General features: G+C 29.1%; 18 protein-coding genes. 4 read left to right on the top strand and 14 right to left on the bottom strand.

Annotated elements, in window-relative coordinates:
* Window positions 1–53 precede the first annotated feature (53 nt).
* Genes ACJJVY_RS04790 through ACJJVY_RS04775 form a run of 4 tightly spaced genes read right to left on the bottom strand, consistent with a single transcriptional unit; the run spans window position 54 to window position 5,933 of the window.
* Window positions 54–755 carry a DUF4369 domain-containing protein gene (locus tag ACJJVY_RS04790; RefSeq protein ID WP_405605717.1) on the bottom strand — a complete coding sequence of 234 codons (702 nt, stop codon included), beginning with the start codon at window positions 753–755 and terminating at the stop codon, window positions 54–56.
* Between the two features lie 36 nt (window positions 756–791).
* Window positions 792–2,099: a DUF819 domain-containing protein gene (locus ACJJVY_RS04785; protein ID WP_405605715.1), complete on the bottom strand. Its 1,308-nt coding sequence runs from the start codon at window positions 2,097–2,099 to the stop codon at window positions 792–794.
* 10 nt (window positions 2,100–2,109) lie between these two features.
* Window positions 2,110–2,775, bottom strand: coding sequence for a DUF2490 domain-containing protein (locus ACJJVY_RS04780; protein ID WP_405605713.1), 666 nt, complete (start codon window positions 2,773–2,775; stop codon window positions 2,110–2,112).
* A gap of 8 nt (window positions 2,776–2,783) precedes the next feature.
* A complete protein-coding gene (locus ACJJVY_RS04775) occupies window positions 2,784–5,933 on the bottom strand; it encodes a WD40/YVTN/BNR-like repeat-containing protein (RefSeq protein ID WP_405605711.1) in 3,150 nt (1,049 codons plus the stop codon).
* Between the two features lie 178 nt (window positions 5,934–6,111).
* On the opposite strand from ACJJVY_RS04775, the gene ACJJVY_RS04770 reads away from it, so the two are divergent.
* From ACJJVY_RS04770 to ACJJVY_RS04760, 3 genes are all read left to right on the top strand, one after another.
* The gene (locus ACJJVY_RS04770; protein ID WP_405605710.1) at window positions 6,112–6,681 is read left to right on the top strand and encodes a TetR/AcrR family transcriptional regulator; all 570 of its coding nucleotides are present in this window, start codon (window positions 6,112–6,114) and stop codon (window positions 6,679–6,681) included.
* 44 nt (window positions 6,682–6,725) lie between these two features.
* A complete protein-coding gene (locus ACJJVY_RS04765; protein WP_405605708.1) occupies window positions 6,726–7,760 on the top strand; it encodes a hypothetical protein in 1,035 nt (344 codons plus the stop codon).
* Window positions 7,761–7,854: 94 nt separating this feature from the next.
* Window positions 7,855–8,841, top strand: coding sequence for a hypothetical protein (locus tag ACJJVY_RS04760; RefSeq protein WP_405605706.1), 987 nt, complete (start codon window positions 7,855–7,857; stop codon window positions 8,839–8,841).
* Window positions 8,842–9,078: 237 nt separating this feature from the next.
* Here ACJJVY_RS04760 and ACJJVY_RS04755 read toward each other — a convergent pair whose 3' ends face one another.
* The 6 genes from ACJJVY_RS04755 to ACJJVY_RS04730 are packed head-to-tail and all read right to left on the bottom strand — an operon-like array spanning window position 9,079 to window position 11,874.
* Complete coding sequence (locus ACJJVY_RS04755) at window positions 9,079–9,243, bottom strand: Arc family DNA binding domain-containing protein (protein WP_405605704.1); 165 nt, start codon at window positions 9,241–9,243, stop codon at window positions 9,079–9,081.
* Window positions 9,244–9,245: 2 nt separating this feature from the next.
* Window positions 9,246–10,169 carry an alpha/beta hydrolase gene (locus ACJJVY_RS04750; protein WP_405605702.1) on the bottom strand — a complete coding sequence of 308 codons (924 nt, stop codon included), beginning with the start codon at window positions 10,167–10,169 and terminating at the stop codon, window positions 9,246–9,248.
* On the bottom strand, window positions 10,166–10,666 hold the full coding sequence (locus ACJJVY_RS04745; RefSeq protein WP_405605700.1) for a hypothetical protein: 501 nt from the start codon (window positions 10,664–10,666) through the stop codon (window positions 10,166–10,168). Before ACJJVY_RS04745 ends, ACJJVY_RS04750 begins: the two co-directional genes overlap by 4 nt.
* Window positions 10,667–10,668: 2 nt before the next feature.
* Entirely contained in the window at window positions 10,669–10,827 is a 159-nt protein-coding gene (locus tag ACJJVY_RS04740) for a DUF4177 domain-containing protein (RefSeq protein WP_405605698.1), read from the bottom strand.
* 13 nt (window positions 10,828–10,840) lie between these two features.
* Window positions 10,841–11,011 carry a hypothetical protein gene (locus ACJJVY_RS04735; protein WP_405605696.1) on the bottom strand — a complete coding sequence of 57 codons (171 nt, stop codon included), beginning with the start codon at window positions 11,009–11,011 and terminating at the stop codon, window positions 10,841–10,843.
* A gap of 2 nt (window positions 11,012–11,013) precedes the next feature.
* Window positions 11,014–11,874, bottom strand: coding sequence for an SPFH domain-containing protein (locus ACJJVY_RS04730; RefSeq protein WP_405605694.1), 861 nt, complete (start codon window positions 11,872–11,874; stop codon window positions 11,014–11,016).
* A gap of 122 nt (window positions 11,875–11,996) precedes the next feature.
* On the opposite strand from ACJJVY_RS04730, the gene ACJJVY_RS04725 reads away from it, so the two are divergent.
* A complete protein-coding gene (locus tag ACJJVY_RS04725; RefSeq protein WP_405605692.1) occupies window positions 11,997–12,779 on the top strand; it encodes a S1/P1 nuclease in 783 nt (260 codons plus the stop codon).
* Window positions 12,780–12,872: 93 nt separating this feature from the next.
* Here the strand turns inward: ACJJVY_RS04725 and ACJJVY_RS04720 are convergent, their stop codons facing one another.
* Genes ACJJVY_RS04720 through nagB form a run of 4 tightly spaced genes read right to left on the bottom strand, consistent with a single transcriptional unit; the run spans window position 12,873 to window position 18,037 of the window.
* The gene (locus ACJJVY_RS04720; protein WP_405605690.1) at window positions 12,873–13,193 is read right to left on the bottom strand and encodes a hypothetical protein; all 321 of its coding nucleotides are present in this window, start codon (window positions 13,191–13,193) and stop codon (window positions 12,873–12,875) included.
* 11 nt (window positions 13,194–13,204) lie between these two features.
* The gene (locus ACJJVY_RS04715; RefSeq protein WP_405605688.1) at window positions 13,205–14,068 is read right to left on the bottom strand and encodes an N-acetylglucosamine kinase; all 864 of its coding nucleotides are present in this window, start codon (window positions 14,066–14,068) and stop codon (window positions 13,205–13,207) included.
* 5 nt (window positions 14,069–14,073) lie between these two features.
* A complete protein-coding gene (locus ACJJVY_RS04710; protein WP_405605686.1) occupies window positions 14,074–16,104 on the bottom strand; it encodes a beta-N-acetylhexosaminidase in 2,031 nt (676 codons plus the stop codon).
* Window positions 16,105–16,114: 10 nt separating this feature from the next.
* The gene (gene nagB / locus ACJJVY_RS04705) at window positions 16,115–18,037 is read right to left on the bottom strand and encodes a glucosamine-6-phosphate deaminase (protein WP_405605684.1); all 1,923 of its coding nucleotides are present in this window, start codon (window positions 18,035–18,037) and stop codon (window positions 16,115–16,117) included.
* Between the last annotated feature and the right edge of the window lie 57 nt (window positions 18,038–18,094).

Below are 18,094 nucleotides of genomic sequence, written 5' to 3'. Positions count from 1 at the left end.
AAGCCTTCATTATAACTTAATGAAGGCTTTTTTATTCTGTAGAACTAATTTAATTATTGTTCGTTTTCTTTAATATTAGAAACAAATTTTTGGAAACGTTTACCGTAATCTGTAGTTTTTACTCTATCTGTTAAAGAGTTGTTTAATGTATCTAACATTTTTATACTAGCATCGTACATTTCTGTTAAACCGATATATGGTGCTACTTCAGAATCTGGATTTGATATTGCAAAGTTAGTAGTAAATAAAACTCTCCTTTTAGTTAGTTTTAAATAATCTTTTTCTAATTGATTAACTAATTCTAAATCATTTGCTTGTTTAGCATCAAAATCTTTTTTGATAAACTCTAAACGTTCATTCTGAAATTTACTTTTAACTTTATTGTAGTTTTCTAAAATTTCTTGGTTTTTAGAACCAGAAATTTCTGGTTTATAACCAAATTGATCAATTTTATCATTAATTGTAATTGTTCCTTTTTCACCAAAGAAAAGGATGCTTTTGTTAGACGTGTTTCCATCAAAAGTTAAAAAATATACAACAGAAGATTCTATATTATCAGTTAAAGTAAATTTATCTGTACCTAATAATTTTACAGAATCTACAGAAACTAAAACAGTATCTTGCATTTTTTGTAGGTATAAAGTACCTTTTTTTAAACCTTTAATTTGCCCTTGTACAGTCATGTTTCCATTTTTTTTAGAGAAACATGCACTAATTAAAATTGATACTACTAAAAGAGTAATAATTTTCTTCATAAATCTAAATTTTCGTCTGCAAATATGCTCATTTTTTTATAAAGTTGCTGATAATTCCATTAAAATAGTACATAAAATTGCACCTACAGTACCAATTGCATAACCAAAAACAGCTAATAAAACACCTACAGTAGCTAATGATGGATGAAAAGCTTGTGCAACAATAGGGGCAGAGGCTGCACCACCAACATTTGCTTGACTACCTACTGATAAAAAGAAATAAGGTGCTTTTATTAATTTTGCAACTATTATTAATAAACCAGCGTGGATAGACATCCAGACAAGACCGATTGCGATTAAACCTAAATTATCAAAAATCATAGCTAAGTCCATTTTCATACCAATAGTTGCCACTAAAATGTAAATAAAAATGCTACCCAATTTACTTGCGCCAGCACCTTCGTAATTTTTCGCTTTTGTAAAAGATAAAATAATAGCAACAATTGTAGAAATGCTAATCAACCAAAAGAAAGAAGAAGTTAAAAAAGTAAAAATGTTTCTCCAAGTTTCAGAAGCTATACCAGATACTAAATTACTAAAGAAATTGGCTAAATAACTAGATACAAAATGGCCAAAACCAACAGTACCAAAGGCTATTGAAAGCATAATCATATAATCTGTTAACGTAGGGTTTCTTTTTACTTTTTTAGAAAAAGAAGATACTTTTTCTTTTAATTGCTCAATGGCGGTTGTATCTGCACCTAACCATTTGTCTATTTTTTCTTTTTTACCAATTCCTATTAATAAAACAGCCATCCAAATGTTAGCAATTACAATATCAACAAAAACCATTCCTCCGTATTTTTGAGGATTGTATTGATAAATTTCTAACATAGCGGTTTGGTTTGCACCACCACCAATCCAACTTCCTGCAAGTGTAGAAAGTCCTCGCCAAACAGCATCAAAATCTGCTCCACCAACAGTTTCTGGAGAGAAGATAGAGATTATTAGTATGGCAATTGGTCCTCCAATAATTACCCCAACAGTTCCTGTGAAAAACATAATTAAAGCTTTAGAACCTAAGTTAAAAATAGCTTTTAAATCGATGCTTAATGTCATTAAAACTAATGCTGCTGGTAATAAAAATCGACTAGAAACATAGTATAATTGAGAGCTGTTTTTTACAACTTCTCCTGTTGTATTTACGGTTTCCCATTCCGGAGAAATAACACCAGTTGTAGTAAAAATTGCAGGGATAAAATACGCCATAAATAAACCTGGAACAATTTTATAAAATTTTGGCCAAAAGCCACTTTTAAGGTTTTCTGTATAGAATACAAAGCCTAAAGAAATCATTAAAAGTCCAAAAACGATGGCATCGTTTGTAAGAAAAGGTTCTGTCATTTTTTAATTTTTATTTCGTAAAATCGGTGTATAATAAAATTCCGATTTGAAGTCTATGAAGACTACTTTCTGAAAATTTGGTATAAAAGTAGCCTGTTTTAAGAGTCAGTTTATTATTTATTTTAGTGTTTAAGCCTGCTCCAATTCTGTTTTGATCAAAAGATTTTGGTTCAAATTTCATAAAAATTTCATTAAAACTATAAAGTTCTAAATTTCTAGTAATGGTATGTTTTAAAAACAAACCATACCTTATTCTATGTTTTATTTGATTTTCTAAATTTTGTCTTTTAAACCGTTGCGCCAATCGAATTCTATGATTCACTTTCACTTTATTCCAATTTGCTTTTAAATTTACATCTTGATAAAATCGATATTCGTACAAATTAGGAGATTCCGATTTATAAGATTTATCAGTAACAGAATAAACAAAACCACCTGTAACATTTACTTTTTTGTTAATGTTGTAATTAAGACCTAGTCTATATATTTCTTGTTGATATTCCGAAGCAATTTCGTAATATCTAAAATGAGCATTCGTTATCAATTTTATATCTTCTGATAACTGATGATTTCCATTAAACATATACCAAGAACCTAATTTGGTTTCTACAGGTGATTGTGCTTTAATTTTAACACATAAAATACATAAACATGAAAAAAGAAATATTCTTTTCATATAATACTTTAATCTATAGTATAAATTTTAGTTTCTTTAAAAGGAGAAATATAGATTTTTTCAGCTGATGTTTTATACGTTGGCCATTCATTTTTATAAAATAAATTAGTTTCAGAAACCGCTTTTTCAAAAGCTTCTTTAAACTGTTTTGTTAGTTGTGTTTCTGTAGCTGTTTGCTCTCCAAAACGAGAACTAATATATCTACTAGCACTACTTAATCTTTGGTTAACGGTAACTTCTGCATTTCTTACAATTCCTTGTCTTTTATCTTCTTTACCTAAGTAAATGGCAATTAAATCATCAATTTTTTTAATAATATCTGTTGATGCTTTAATTTCTGCTTTGTATTTCTTTTTATCTTCTTTACTTAATTTAGATTTTATAGAAGTAGCTGTAGTTTTACTTTCTACCAATTGCTTTACAATAGCAGCAATTTTTTCTTGATAACTTTCTAATTCTTTACTAGCAGTATATTTTTGATCGATAGCTTCTTTAGAAATTTGTAATCTAGGGTCAAACTCTACTTTAATTTCTTGCTCAGAAACAACATCACCAAAAGTCATTTTTAATTTATAAGTTCCTGGTTTTACAGAAGCACCTCTTGGTTCTCTTCTTGACGGTCTGTTAGATCTAGAAGCTCTAGCAACACCTTTTTCTCTTAATCCCCAAGAAGTTTTATGAATTCCGTTTTTTTTAGGAGCTTTTGTTTTTAAGGTTCTTATTAATTTAGTTCCATCAAAAATTTCTAGCTTAATAGAATCGTATTTAATTTTAGCTTTTTTATCAACCTTTGGTTTATTTATGTAGTAAGAGATAATAGCACCATTTTTTCTGTTTTCTCCTTGGTAAAGTGCATCTGCACCAAATCTACTTGCAGTTGGTTGTTGTGTAGCAACTTGGTAAGCTGTTGGTGGAGTAAAAAGTTCTAATTTTTTATCATTGATATCTCCGTTTGCAATAGCTCTTAACGGGCGAATATCATCTAAAACCCATACAGCTCTACCAAAAGTACCAATTACTAAATCATTTTCTCTTGGATGAATTACTAAATCTTTTACAGGAACAGTAGGGAAACTATTTGTCCATTTTGTCCATTTATTACCAGCATCTATGGAAATGTACAAACCATCATCTGTACCTAAAAATAATAAATTTGCGTTTTCTGGATCTTCAATAATACTTAACGTGTAACTTTCTACATCATTTTCATCAACAATACGTTCCCAAGATTTACCGTAGTTTTTTGTTCTATAAGCGTAAGGCGTATAGTTAAAACGTCTGTAATCATTAGCAATTAAAAGTGCTTCTCCTTTATTTTTATTGGATGCTTTTATTTGAGTAACCCAACTGTTTTCTGGTAAACCTTTAATGTTTTTGGCAACGTTTGTCCAAGTTTCTCCATCATTTTTTGTGATGTGTACTTGTCCATCATCTGTTGCAGCCCATAAAACACCTTGTTCTAAAACGGTAGGTTCAATTACTAAAACGGTACAATGATTTTCTGCACCAGTAGCATCTAAAGTTAAACCACCACTTTCTGATTGTTTTAATTTTTCTGGATTATTGGTTGATAAATCAGGAGAAATAACAGACCAAGTTAATCCTTTATCTGTAGATTTATGTACAAATTGGCTACCAAAATATAATGTAGAATTGTCAAAAGGATCAATGTTAATAGCAGAATTCCAGTTAAAACGTAATTTAACATCTGGGTCTTTATGAGTTGGTTTTACAGAGTAATTGTTACCAGTTAAATAATCGAATCTAGAAACAGAACCTTGCTGACTCATTGTCCATCCGTAACGAGCATCATCTTTATCAGAAACTACATCAAAACCATCACCAAAACTAATTTCTTGCCAATAAGCATTTCTAATTCCTTGCGCTTTCCAAACGTAAGCAGGTCCTCTCCAAGAACCATTATCTTGTAAACCACCGTAAACATTGTAAGGGAATTCATTATCCACATTAATGTGATAAAATTGGGCAACAGGAATATTATCCATAAATCGCCAAGTTTTACCACCATCTCTAGTAATATTTAAACCACCATCGTTACCATCCATCATAAAATTACCATTTTTAGGATGAATCCACCAAGCATGATGATCTGGATGGATACCATTATCTGCTCCATAAGCAGGCATTAACTGATTAAAGTTTTTACCACCATCTTCAGAAACATTTACATACGTAAAAACGGTATATAATCTGTTTTCGTTATCTGGAGCTACATAAATTTCAGAATAATAAAAAGGACGATTCCCAATACCAGGTTTATCGTTTATTTTTTTCCATGTAAAACCACCATCTTCACTTTTATACAAAGCATTTTTTTTAGCTTCTACTAGAGCATATACTATTTCTGGATTGCTAGGCGCAATGGCAACACCAATTCTACCTAATTCTCCTTTAGGAAAACCTTCTTTTTCTGTAATTTGTTTCCAATTATCACCACCATCATATGTTATGTATAAACCACTTCCTGTTCCTCCAGATTTAAAAAACCAAGGATCACGTTTGTGTTCCCACATGGCAGCAATTATTTTATTAGGATTGTTAGGGTCCATAATTAAATCTGCAGTACCAGACTTATCATTTGTAAACAAAATTTGTTTCCAAGTTTTACCTCCGTCAATTGTTTTGTAAACACCACGTTCTTTATGTTCTCCCCAAGGAGAACCAATAGCGCCAGCATAAACAATGTCAGGGTTTGTAGGGTCAATCAATATTCTGTGGATGTGTCTCGTTTTTTCTAAACCCATAGAAGTCCAAGTTTTACCGGCATCTAAAGATTTGTAAATTCCAAATCCACCATTTAAACTATTTCTAGGATTTCCTTCACCTGTTCCTGCCCAAATTACACTTGGGTTAGATTGTTGTATTGCAACAGCACCAATAGAGGCGGTTAATTCTTTTTCAAAAATTGGTTCCCATTTAATTCCACCAGAAGTAGATTTCCAGATTCCACCAGAAGCAGTACCAACGTACATAGTTTCTGGGTTAGATTCTACAACATCAATAGAAGTTACACGACCAGACATTCCACCAGGACCAATGTTTCTAGGTTTCATGTTCTTTACTAAATCCATAGAAAACTCTTGCGAAAAGAGTAGGGAAGAAGTACATAAAAAAAGTAAAAAGTAGAGTTTTTTCATAATTAAGTATATTTATTTGAATTTGAAGCCAACAATATACAAAATAGAAGATACCCGTTATAAGTGAATTGTTTTTTTAACAGTTGGTATGTACACATAAAATAAACTTATTTTTATTGGTTTAAATATACTTTACCGATCGTTTGGTAAGGTATTGTTTTTATTATAGCTTTGCCCCATGAGACCACAAAAAGTATTAGATAAAGAAATGCTAGTTAGTTTAAGCAAAGTTTTTCGTGATAAAGGATATGAAGGAGCTAGCTTACAGGAGTTAGCAGAAGCTTCAGGATTAAAAAAAGCAAGTTTATATCATAGATTTCCTAAAGGAAAATATGAAATGGCTAAAGCTGTTTTTACTCATATTGATCGGTGGGTTGAGGAAAATATTTTTTTAACATTAAAAGACGATTCTAAAACAGCAGAAATAAGACTTAAAGATGGGTTAACTAATATTAAAATACTTTACGATGAAGGAAATGAGAGCTGTATTTTTAATTCGTTTTCAACACAAACAGGGTTGTCTTTATTTGAAGAAAATATAAAGAATAGTATGATAGAGTGGATTAATTCTTTCATGGAAATAGGGCTTGCTTTAAACATACCTATTAAAGAATCAAAAGAATATGCTTTAGAAACCTTAATAGAGATTCAAGGTAGCCTTATTGTAACAAAAGGATTAAATGATATAAGTGTATTTGAAAAAACTTTAAAGAATATTGAGTCAAAATATTTGAGAGGACAATTATAAAGCTAACATATATTATAGTATATAAAAACAATTAAATAAACAAAATGAAATTTATTTTTAAAACATCTGTATTTTTATTATTAACTGCTATTTTTTTTCAATCTTGTACAGATGAACAGGAAGTTGAAGATACAGAAGATACACAAACAATATCGATAGAATTAACTGAAAAAATAATTACTACAGCAACTTCTCTTAACGATTATAACTTCTTTGTAACTAATGCTGCAAAAACTAACTGTAACTTATTATCTATTACTAGTGGTTATTTTAACAATCCTGAAGGAGATTATTACTCTTTTGTATTTACTAATACTGATGTTTTTACTAATACAGAAACATTAGATATGTGGCTGACTCGATATAATAATGCTAAACAAGAAGCTTTTAATGCTACTGGAGTTACTTTTTCTGATGAAGATTTTTTTATAAGCTATATAAGCAACCCTACTGGATTTAGTGGTCTATCAAAACGTGAATCAATGTTAGATTACTTTGAAAATTGTGAATTTGGTTTTGGTGATACAACTGAATATGGTTTGGCTTTTTCTGATATTCCTGACAATTGTAATATAAACACAGGTAATATAACTGTATTTATATACGATGATATAAGTATTCCAAGTGCTTCAGTATATGATTTTACTACAACAAGTTTATTTTTAGTAGAAGATTTATTAGCTAATTATAATTTACAGAACAACACAAACTATGGCTTAGAAAATTTAAAAATATATGGTTTTCAATATGCTACTCCTAATGGAGAAGAATTAAGTCTTTATACAACAAAAGATTTAAAAAATTATTTTGAAAACTGTATGCTTTCTAGAGATGCTTCTGAAAATGATTGTTTAAATTTTTCATATCCATTAGAAATAAAACGTATTAATTTACAATTAGATGAAACTGTAACTATAGAAAATAATGAAGATTTATTAGCCGCTTTTACTACACAAGGAGATGAATTAGAATTTATGTACCCTATAAATTTAATAGATTTAGATGGCAACATGATAGAGATTAATACCAATAATGCTCTTGATGCTATTTTAGACGATTCTTATAATTATTGCCAATAAATTATTATTAAAAACAAAAAAAGGTTCAATTAATTAATTCAACTTTTTATAAAAATTCTTTGTTACATAATAAATTTAACAAAGTATAAAAAAAATGAAAAACATTTTTAAAACATTTGTATTCTTAAGTATTATTTTTTTTCAATCTTGTACAGATAATCAAGAAATTGAAAATGTAAAAGATACTCAAATAATATCTGTAGATTTAACAGGAAAGATAATAGGAACTGCAACCTCTAGTAAAGACTTAAACTTAATTAATTCTGATTGTTTTTCTTCTATAGGGGCTATAAATACCCCAATTTTACAGGGTTACTTTTTGAATAATCAAGGTGATTATTATCCAGCACTTCCAAAAATGGATGAAAATTGGGAAAACAATTATCAAGAAAGCAAAAACGATGCTTCTCAACAAGTTGGAGTTGAATTTACTGATGAAGATTTTTTCATTCGTAATATTATCCAAAATGATAAGTTTACAGAAATATTCGGACATGATAATATAGTAGATTATTTTGATGATTGTAACTTTAATGGAGATCTTAAAAGAACCTATTTTGATAATAGCGTACCAATATCTGAGGTAAATTTTAACTGTGATGCTGTTGTTACTTACATTTTAAACAACAAGACAATTTTAAACCCTTACACTCCAGGTTCATTAGATAAAGGTTTAAGTTCTGTAGAAAGTCTTTTAACTATCTACAACACAAATAACAATACCAATTATACTATAGATGATGTAAGTGTTTGTGATGTTATATATTCTTCTACTACTGGTAATACAGCAGGAGTTCTTAATACAAGAGAACAAATCTTAAATTATTTTGAAGATTGCTCATACGAAAGAGATATTGATGATGCTCTAAATTTTGAATATCCGTTAGAAATAAAACGAGTTAACAATATTGTAACTATAAATAACGATGAAGAGCTTATAACTATTTTTAGTATAAACCCAGAAGAGCTAGTGTTTGAATTTCCCATCAGTTTATTAGGAGAAAATGGAACTATTCTACAAGTAAGTACTAATGACGCTCTTGAAGATGCATTAGATAATTCTCATGTATATAGTAATTAAACAATATCAAGAAAAGTCCACGAGGTATTTAAAGAATTAATAGTTTTTTTTTATAAAATCCTATTTATTAAAGTTTGTAAAGGCTTTAAAATACCTACAAGTAGGTATTGTTGAGAGATGTTTTTCTCTTTATGTTTGGACTGGGAAAAGTTAGAAAAAGAAAAAGTAAAAAATTAATTAGTAATTTAGTTAAGTTGAGATTACCTCGTTTACATTTTGTAGCGAGGTTTTTTTATTTTATTCCTCTTTATTTTTAGGTTCTCTTTTTGCTTCTTTTAATTTTTGCATAAGCATCCATTCGATTTGTCCGTTTGTAGAACGGAATTCGTCTGAAGCCCATTTTTCAATGGCTTTTATCATGTCTTCATTTATGCGAAGTGCAAAAGCTTTTTTCTTTGCCATTTTTATTTTCTTACAAATTTTATAATGGTTTCTATTAATTTTTCTGAAATAGGAAAATCAGCAGAAAAATAAGAAGCCATATTATCTTCTTCTTTTTCTATGTTTTTTAAAACATGATTCATGTTTTCTATAATAACCAATTTAGATTTAGGGTTTGCTGCATGCAATAATTTTGCATCTTCTATTTTTACTTGCAAATCTTTATTGCCATTAATAATTAAAATAGGAATGGCTAATTTCTTAATTTCTTCTGTAGGATTTATTTGCATCCAAGAATATAAAAACGCTTGATTTTGTTTTGCAAAAACACTCATTAAAAATGGATTTACAGTTTCAATTCTTCCTTTTGCTTTTAAAGTGTCAAATTGTTGTTGAGCCGCTTCACCTAAAGTCGGATTATTTTTACCAAATTGTTTTACAATAGTTTTATCTATTGTTTCTCCTGCGCCAGCAAGCGAAATGTATTTGTCAATATCATTAGATGCTAACATGGCAACCAAAGAGCCTTGACTATGACCGATTAAAGTGATTTCTGTAAAACGTTTATCATTTTTAAAATGAGATATTACAGCATCTAAATCTTTAGCAAAATCAGAGAAATTTATATTTTTAGAAAATTCCCAATTCTTTTTATTAGCCGTTCTTTTATCAAAACTAAAAAATGCGATATTTTTTTTATTCACAGCATCTCTAATCTGTTTAATATAATTCGCATTTACATTTTGTGCTGGTTGATTTCCGTTTCTATCTACAGGGCCAGAACCGTGAACCCAAATGATTAAAGGGGAATTTTCTTCCGAAAAAGTTAAAGTTCCTGGTAATTCTATTTTATCATTTGTAATTAGTATTTCTTCGGATTTTATTTGTGCAAAAGAAACCGTAATACTAAGTATAAATATTGTTGAATATGTAATTACTTTTATCATATTATCTTGTTTTTGTAGGTTTCTAATACTTGTTTAGCTTGGTTTTCTTTTTGGGTACCAATTAATAATTGTTTACCGTTTTTTAATACAAGTTGAATGCCAATATCACCAGAAATGTTGATGCATTTTCCTTTTCCTTTATTCCAAAAAGCACCACCTTTTAATCCCCAACCGCCATATTCTCCAATAGGGTCATAGGTTCTAACTTTTGCGGCAGTAATTTCTGACCAAGAAATCTTTTTTAAAGAAAAATGAAAAGGAAAAAACTGATAGTGAATACCAAACTCATCAATTCTGGTAATCAATTTAAAGAAGAAAATAATTGATACAGAGCCTAAAACGCCAACCAAAGTTATAATTAAATCATTGGTTGTCATGTTAGAGTTTTTCTCTAAATATTCTTGTACAACCAATGTAATTGGTACAATTACACTAATAGCTAAAAGTAAAATTAACCAAGTTTGCGTAAAACGTTGTTCTTCTTTAAAAACTTTCATTTTTAACGGTTTTTATCTCTTACAAAAATCAACCTAGAAGAGTTTTCTGCAATGTCTTTTAAAACCCAGCCTTCTCTTGCGTATTGATTTAATGTGTCTTCTAATTTTTGATTATTTTTAGAAAAACCCATTTTCCAGTTTACTACTTTATATTCTTTCATAACTTAGGTCTTTTTAGTTCTTTTTTTTAGAATCTTTACTTTTATTTGAATCGTATAAAACTCCAAAAACGATCCCTAGGCTAATTCCGATTGCAATATTATTTAATGCAGTTCCTAAAGCCACACCAATAGCGATACCTATTGCAATACCTGTTCCTTTTTTATATGATTTGTTTTTTTCCATGTTTAATGACTTAAAGTACCTGCATTAACAACTGGAGACGCTTCTTTATCTCCACATAAAATAACTAATAAGTTACTAACCATTGCAGCTTTTCTTTCTTCATCTAATTCTACAATTTGTTTTTTATTTAATTCCTCTAAAGCCATTTCTACCATTTCTACAGCACCTTGTACAATTTTATGCCTTGCTGCTACAATAGCAGTTGCTTGTTGTCTTTTTAACATGGCAGAAGCAATTTCATTTGCATACGCTAAATAACCAATTCTAGCTTCTAAAACTTCAATACCTGCAATTGTCAAACGTTCATCAATTTCTTTCTCTAAAGCTTCAGAAACTTCATTTACGCTAGACCTAAGCGTAATATCTTCTGTTAAACCTTCATCAGCAAAATTATCATAAGGGTACATACTAGCTAATTTTCTAACAGCAGCATCTGTTTGTACACGTACAAAGTTTTCGTAATTATCAACATCAAATGCAGCTTTGTAGGTATTTGTAACACGCCAAACTAAAATGGTAGAAATCATTACTGGATTACCGAGTTTATCGTTTACTTTTAAACGCTCACTATCAAAATTACTAGCTCTTAAAGAAATTGTTTTCTTTTTAAATAAAGGGTTTGCCCAAAACAACCCATTTGCTTTAATAGTACCTACATATTTACCAAATAATAAAATAACCTTAGAGTTATTTGGGTTCACTAAAATAAAACCGAAAAAACCGAAAAAACTTATTATGGCAGGAATAATGTAAATAGCATTTGCTTTTACAAAGGCAAAAGCGATACTACCAAAGAATAGAACTAAAACAATTAATAACATTAGATAACCGTTGGCCGGTTTAATAATTTTTTCTGATTTCATTGTGTTTGATTTATAGTGATATTAAAATGATATCACAAAGATATATTATTTTTGTGTTAATTTCCAAATATTTAGATATTTATTTTATACTTTCGCTAAGAATTAAAATTATTATTTTACAGATGAAAATTAAATTATTTTTAATGATTACAATGTTGTTCTTCTCTAATAAACCAGAAGAAAAAATAACATATTGGGGTAAAAATGGTCATAGAGCAACAGGGCAAATAGCAGAAGTTTATTTAACTAAAAAGGCAAAGAAAAATATTGATAAGATATTAAAAGGCCAGAGTTTGGCTTTTGTATCTACGTTTGCAGACGAAATAAAATCGGATAGAGCTTACAGAAAATATTCGCCTTGGCATTATGTAAATATGGATTTAGATCAGACGTACGAAGAAGCTGAAAAAAATCCGCAAGGAGATTTAGTCACAGGTATTGATACTTGTATTAAGGTTTTAAAAGATGAAAATAGTAGTGAAGAAGACAAGGTTTTTCATTTAAAAATGTTAGTACATTTTATAGGAGATTTACATCAACCAATGCATATTGGTAGAAAAGAAGATAAAGGAGGTAATGATGTGCAAGTACAATGGTTTGGAAAAGGAACAAATTTACATAGTGTTTGGGATAGTAAAATGATTGATGATTATGGGATGAGTTATTCTGATTTAGCTGATAACGCTAAAGATTTATCAAAAAAACAAGTAGAATTAATTGAGCAAGGCTCAGTTGTAGATTGGGTAAATGAAGTACACAAAATTTCTGTTGAGGTTTATAAATCTGTAAAAATAGGAGAAAAATTAAGTTACAGATATAGTTATGATCATTTTGGCACTGTAAGAACTCAGTTACAAAGAGGAGGAATTCGTCTAGCTAAAATTTTAAATGAAATTTACGGATAAAGAGTTTTTATAAATAATAAAAAAGCCTCATAAATATAATTTTATGAGGCTTTTTTTTGTTAAATAAATTGAGGGAATAGAGAGTGGACATTTTTAAGATGCTTTACTAAGTAACATTCTGTTATAGAGCTTTTCTATTTTGGTCATTATATTTTTACAAAGAATTGTGGTTCTAGCATTTACTTCTATAGCAATGGTTAAGTTTTGATTATCAGCTATTTTAATGTAAAAATATCCGTTAGGAAAATATACCGTTAAAAATGTTGTCTTTTCTTGAAGATAAAGATCAAATTCAGAAGAAACCCAATTAATAAATTTGTTATAATTATCTATAGTTTCAATAGATTCTAATTTAATAAGTTGAGTTTTACTAGATGTGTTTTTTAAATTTTTTGCATCCATATTAAATGACATTTTGTAATCGTTTAAGACTGTAAAACAGCATTCTCTTTTTTTATAAATTCAATTAAGCTATCTATAGGTTTTTGTATAAACTTACCAGCATTTAAACCTTGCTTTTTTAATTGATTAGAAATGTAATTTTGACCATGAAATGCTATCGATCCAACAAAATGAAGTGGTACAGTTTTTAGCTCATCAGTATATTGTAAGATGTGATTTTTAATAAAAAGATTAATTACATCATTTATCAAAGTTTCCATAAAAGAATGTTCTTTATTATCAAAAACAAACGGAGCAAAACTGGCTAAGTACTTGTTAGGTGTTTTAGATTGGTAAAGTTTTTTAATTACTGTTTTTTCACTTAGATCGTATTTACTTTCAAATAAAGCTCTAAGGTTTTGCGGCATTTGGTAGTTATAATATGCCTTTAAAAGCTCTTTGCCGAAATGATTTCCGCTTCCTTCATCCATTACAATATATCCTAAAGAAATAGATTTGTTTATAATTGATTTTCCATCATAATAACAACAATTAGAACCTGTGCCTAAAATACAAACAACAGCAGGAGTAGAGGTTGTGGCATAAACAGCAGCCATTGTATCTTCTTCTACAATTGATGTTGAATTTTTAAAAAAAGAATTTAAAACAGAATGAACATTATTCTTGGTTTTAGATGTATTACAACCAGCACCAAAAAAGTAGATTTTTTTTATTTCTTTTTTATATTCTGATAAGGTTTCATTATCGGATATAATGTTTTTAAACTCCTTCTTTTTTAGGATTGCAGGATTTAATCCTTTTGTTTTTGTATTAATTCTCTTATCATTTAAGGTATCTAAAAGTACCCAGTCACATTTTGTAGAACCACTTTCTGCAATTAAAATCATTTGTTTTATTTTTTATTTAAATATGTTTTTTTACAATAAAAGATGATGTCTGTAAAAGAATCTACAACAGCTAACTCTACATCTGCATAAGTTTTTTTTAGCTCAACAATTAATGCATCTAATTCTATAATATTGTTAGTATTAATTTCTTTTTTTGTGATAATATTTAGCAATAATTTTGATGTTATTGATAAATTTTTAGACAACTCTTTTAAAGGTTTTATATTCGGATAATTGATGATAGGTTCTAATTCTGTGTAGTTATTAGACCATTTTTTTAGATGATTATTAATAGCATCAAAATCTTTAATTGCTACAAGTTTATTAAAAGCATCAGCTTCTATAGCATCAGCTATACAAGCATCAGCAAATAAGGTGAAAGGAGAAAACGTTTTGTATTCTGTGCCTTCTTTGTTTCTAGAATAAACTTTTAATGGTTCGCATAAATTAGACAATGTTTTTAAAGCATCATTTTCTTGATGATTGCTAATGTTTCTTAAAATTACATCTCTATTTCTAATGTGAGTAATGCCTAATTCTTCTAATTGAAAATTAACAACTTTTAATCTTCTTTCCATGTCATCTAAATCATTAATTTCTTTTACAGACCAAAATCTTTCTGCAATAGCAGCAGTTCTTGGCCAAATTCTAGAATCTATGGTAAGCGGAGTAACAAGCTCACTCCACATGGTAGTTTCTGCGCCTAATATTCTTTTTCTTTCTTCTTTAGTTAACACTGCATCTGCAATAGGATCTACCAAATAATGCTCTTTTACAGACAACATTCTGTCTATGTAATAACCATTAGAAAGTACAGATTGATATCCTTTTTTAGCAGCTTCTATTAATGTACTTTGTGCTAAACCTTCGTGTTTTCCTCTCCAAGAATGAATAACAGCTGTTTTAGGTGTAGATGGAGTTAAAATTTCATCCCAACCCATTAATTTTTTATCTAACTTACTTAATATTTTTTCTAATCTGATATTAAAATATGTTTGTAAATCGTGATTGGTTTTTAAATTATGTTGCTTTTTAAAATCTTGAATTTCTTTACTTTCATCCCAGTGTTTTCCTTCGTTTTCATCACCACCAATATGAAAATATTTATCAGGAAATAAAGGGGCGATTTCTGTGAAAAGGTTTTCTAAAAAAACGTATGTTTCTTCTTTTGTAGGGTTTAAAGTTGGGTCAAAAACTCCAGAAAAACGTTCTATACTATAATCGTAATTATCTTTACTACCTAATTCTGGGTAAGCAGTTAAAATAGAAGAAGCATGACCCGGAACATCAAATTCTGGTACAACTCTTATTCCTAAATCAGAAGCATATTTTACGATTTCTTTAATTTGTATTTGTGTGTAGAATAAACCATCAGAAGCCAATTCCTGTAATTTTGGATATCTTTTAGACTCAAATCTAAATCCTTGATCGTCTGTTAAATGCCAGTGAAAAACATTTAATTTAACAGAAGCCATGGCATCTAAATTTCGTTTTAAAACATTTATTGGTTGAAAATGACGCGCTACATCAATCATTAAACCACGCCAAATAAATCTTGGAGCGTCTTTTATATTTACGCCTTCAAAATAGTAGCCAGTATCATTAAAATTAACCAATTGTAAAAGCGTTTCTAACCCTCTTAAAGCACCAACATCTGTTTTTGAATTGATAGTAATTTGATCTTTATCAATAGATAAATCATAAGATTCATCACTTTCTATAGATAAATCAGAAACACTTTTAAAATTAATTTTGATGGATGCATTTTCATCATTTACAGGAAAACCATTGTTTATAAATACACCTGTTCTATTGGCAAGTCTTCTTAAAAACTTTACAGAAGCTTTTTCAACTCTTTGTTCTTTATCATCTCCTAAAACCGAAATTAAAATATTTTCATCAATAATAAATGACGAATTATTTTCTTTTATTTCTTGTGGCCAAGGCATTAAATTATATTTTAAATTTAATTCATTTTGACAAAATAAAGACAAATTAAAAAAGGCTACAAATAGTATAAAAACAATTTTTTTCATGAATTTTATTTTAGAAATGATATCTTTTAAATGCTTCTATAGCTGCATAATCTGTTAAACCTAAATCGTTATATTTTTTTGCAGTTAACCTATTTCTATCTTCTGCTCTTACCCAAAACTCTCTAGAATCATCTCCTTGAAACATTACTCCATCTTTTTGAGATTGGTGGAAGAAAATAGCGTGTCTTTTTCTTAAAACCTGATCCGGACTCATTGGTACTGCCATTTCAATTTCATGAGAATCCCACTCGTGCCAAGCACCTCTATACAACCAAACCCAACAATCTTTCATGTATTCTTTTTCGTTTTTCATTTCTTCTAATGCGGCAAAAAGGGCATCTAAACAAACTTTATGAGTTCCGTGAGGATCCGCTAAATCTCCTGCAGCATAAATTTGATGAGGTTGTACTTTGTCGATAATACTTTTCATAACAGTAATATCATCTTTTGTTAAACCACCTTTTTTTATGGTTCCTGTTTCGTAAAAAGGAAGGTTTAAAAAGTGTACATTTTCGTCAGGTAAATCAAGATATCTAGTCGCTCCTAAAGATTCGCTTTTACGAATATCTCCTTTTAATTTTCTAACGTCTAAAGAATCTATTATGTCATTAGCATGTTTATTTTTGATAAACTCAATGATGTCATTAACTTTTGTAGATTCTGGATTGAAAATTTTTGAAATTTCAGCAAATTTTAAAGCTTCTTCATCAGAAACAGCAATGTTTCCAGAAGTTTGATATGCAACATGTACTTCGTGTCCTTGTTGTATTAATCTATCAAAAGTACCACCCATAGAAATTACATCATCATCTGGATGAGGACTAAAAATAATGACTCTTTTTTTACTAGGATTAGCTCTTTCTGGTCTCTTAGAATCATCAGAAAAAGGTTTACCTCCTGGCCAACCAGTAATTGTATTTTGTATTCTATTAAACATTTTAATGTTTAAATCGTAAGCAGTTCCTTCTTCGGTTAAAAGTTCAGACATTCCGTTGTTATTATACTCTTTGTCTGTAAGTTTTAAAATAGGTTTGTTTAAAAGTTTGCTTAACCAAGTAACTGCTTTTAATTTAAGATCATCATTCCAAACACAAGGTTTAACCAGCCAAGGTGTTTTTACACGAGTAAGTTCTGAAGAAGCACCTTCATCCATCACAAAAGTTGTATTGGTATGTTCTTGTAGATAAGTTGCAGGTACATCAGCACTAATTTCTCCTTCTATAGTTTCTTTTATAATTTTCTTTTTGTTTTCACCCCAAGCTAAAAGCACAATTCTCTTGGCTTCTTTTACAGTGTTAATACCCATAGTAATTGCTTTTTTAGGCACGTTTTCTATACCTAAAAAAGAAGGAGCTGCATCTATTCTTGTAATATGGTTTAAGGTAATAACTCTTGTACCAGAGTTTAGGTGAGATCCTGGTTCATTAAACCCAATATGACCCGTTCTACCGATTCCTAAAAGCTGAAAATCTAAACCACCAACAGATTTAATTTTCATTTCGTAATCAATACAATATTGGTAAATGTCTTCTTTAGAAATAGTTCCATCAGGAATATTGATGTTTTCTGGTAAAATATTTACATGATTAAAAAGATGCTCATGCATAAAATAAAAATAACTTTGTATGTTACTTTTATCCATTGGTAAGTATTCGTCTAAATTAAATGTTATCACATTTTCGAAGCATAAACCTTCTTCTTTGTGCATTCTAACCAATTCTTCGTAAACCTTAATAGGAGAAGAACCTGTTGCTAAACCTAAAACACAATTTTTATTTTGTCGTTGTTTTTCTTTTATTAAATCGGCTATTTCTAATGCAACAAAATTTGAGGCTTCTAGAGATGATTTATAAGTAACGTTATGAATTTTTTCAAACCTTGTATCTTCAAATTGACCAACAGGTTGGTGTTTTGTATGTAATTGTTTAAGCATAATTTGTGGTTTTAAACAGTTTTATTTTGATATTATAAAAGTAATGTTGCTCTGTTT

Source organism: Polaribacter sp. Asnod1-A03, from assembly GCF_045063585.1.
Lineage (GTDB): Bacteria > Bacteroidota > Bacteroidia > Flavobacteriales > Flavobacteriaceae > Polaribacter.
Note: the sequence above shows the minus strand (reverse complement) of the source record. Positions and strands in the feature narration are given on the sequence as shown.

Bases quoted from the DNA above. Each gene is read 5' to 3' on its own strand.
- ACJJVY_RS04760 (WP_405605706.1), top strand. From the start codon at position 7,855: ATGAAAAACATTTTTAAAACATTTGTATTCTTAAGTATTATTTTTTTT.
- ACJJVY_RS04790 (WP_405605717.1), bottom strand. From the start codon at position 755: ATGAAGAAAATTATTACTCTTTTAGTAGTATCAATTTTAATTAGTGCA.
- ACJJVY_RS04710 (WP_405605686.1), bottom strand. From the start codon at position 16,104: ATGAAAAAAATTGTTTTTATACTATTTGTAGCCTTTTTTAATTTGTCT.
- ACJJVY_RS04745 (WP_405605700.1), bottom strand. From the start codon at position 10,666: ATGAAAGTTTTTAAAGAAGAACAACGTTTTACGCAAACTTGGTTAATT.
- ACJJVY_RS04735 (WP_405605696.1), bottom strand. From the start codon at position 11,011: ATGGAAAAAAACAAATCATATAAAAAAGGAACAGGTATTGCAATAGGT.
- ACJJVY_RS04780 (WP_405605713.1), bottom strand. From the start codon at position 2,775: ATGAAAAGAATATTTCTTTTTTCATGTTTATGTATTTTATGTGTTAAA.
- ACJJVY_RS04750 (WP_405605702.1), bottom strand. From the start codon at position 10,169: ATGATAAAAGTAATTACATATTCAACAATATTTATACTTAGTATTACG.
- ACJJVY_RS04755 (WP_405605704.1), bottom strand. From the start codon at position 9,243: ATGGCAAAGAAAAAAGCTTTTGCACTTCGCATAAATGAAGACATGATA.
- ACJJVY_RS04775 (WP_405605711.1), bottom strand. From the start codon at position 5,933: ATGAAAAAACTCTACTTTTTACTTTTTTTATGTACTTCTTCCCTACTC.
- ACJJVY_RS04770 (WP_405605710.1), top strand. From the start codon at position 6,112: ATGAGACCACAAAAAGTATTAGATAAAGAAATGCTAGTTAGTTTAAGC.
- ACJJVY_RS04725 (WP_405605692.1), top strand. From the start codon at position 11,997: ATGAAAATTAAATTATTTTTAATGATTACAATGTTGTTCTTCTCTAAT.
- ACJJVY_RS04740 (WP_405605698.1), bottom strand. From the start codon at position 10,827: ATGAAAGAATATAAAGTAGTAAACTGGAAAATGGGTTTTTCTAAAAAT.
- ACJJVY_RS04765 (WP_405605708.1), top strand. From the start codon at position 6,726: ATGAAATTTATTTTTAAAACATCTGTATTTTTATTATTAACTGCTATT.
- ACJJVY_RS04715 (WP_405605688.1), bottom strand. From the start codon at position 14,068: ATGATTTTAATTGCAGAAAGTGGTTCTACAAAATGTGACTGGGTACTT.
- ACJJVY_RS04730 (WP_405605694.1), bottom strand. From the start codon at position 11,874: ATGAAATCAGAAAAAATTATTAAACCGGCCAACGGTTATCTAATGTTA.
- ACJJVY_RS04720 (WP_405605690.1), bottom strand. From the start codon at position 13,193: ATGTCATTTAATATGGATGCAAAAAATTTAAAAAACACATCTAGTAAA.
- ACJJVY_RS04785 (WP_405605715.1), bottom strand. From the start codon at position 2,099: ATGACAGAACCTTTTCTTACAAACGATGCCATCGTTTTTGGACTTTTA.
- nagB (WP_405605684.1), bottom strand. From the start codon at position 18,037: ATGCTTAAACAATTACATACAAAACACCAACCTGTTGGTCAATTTGAA.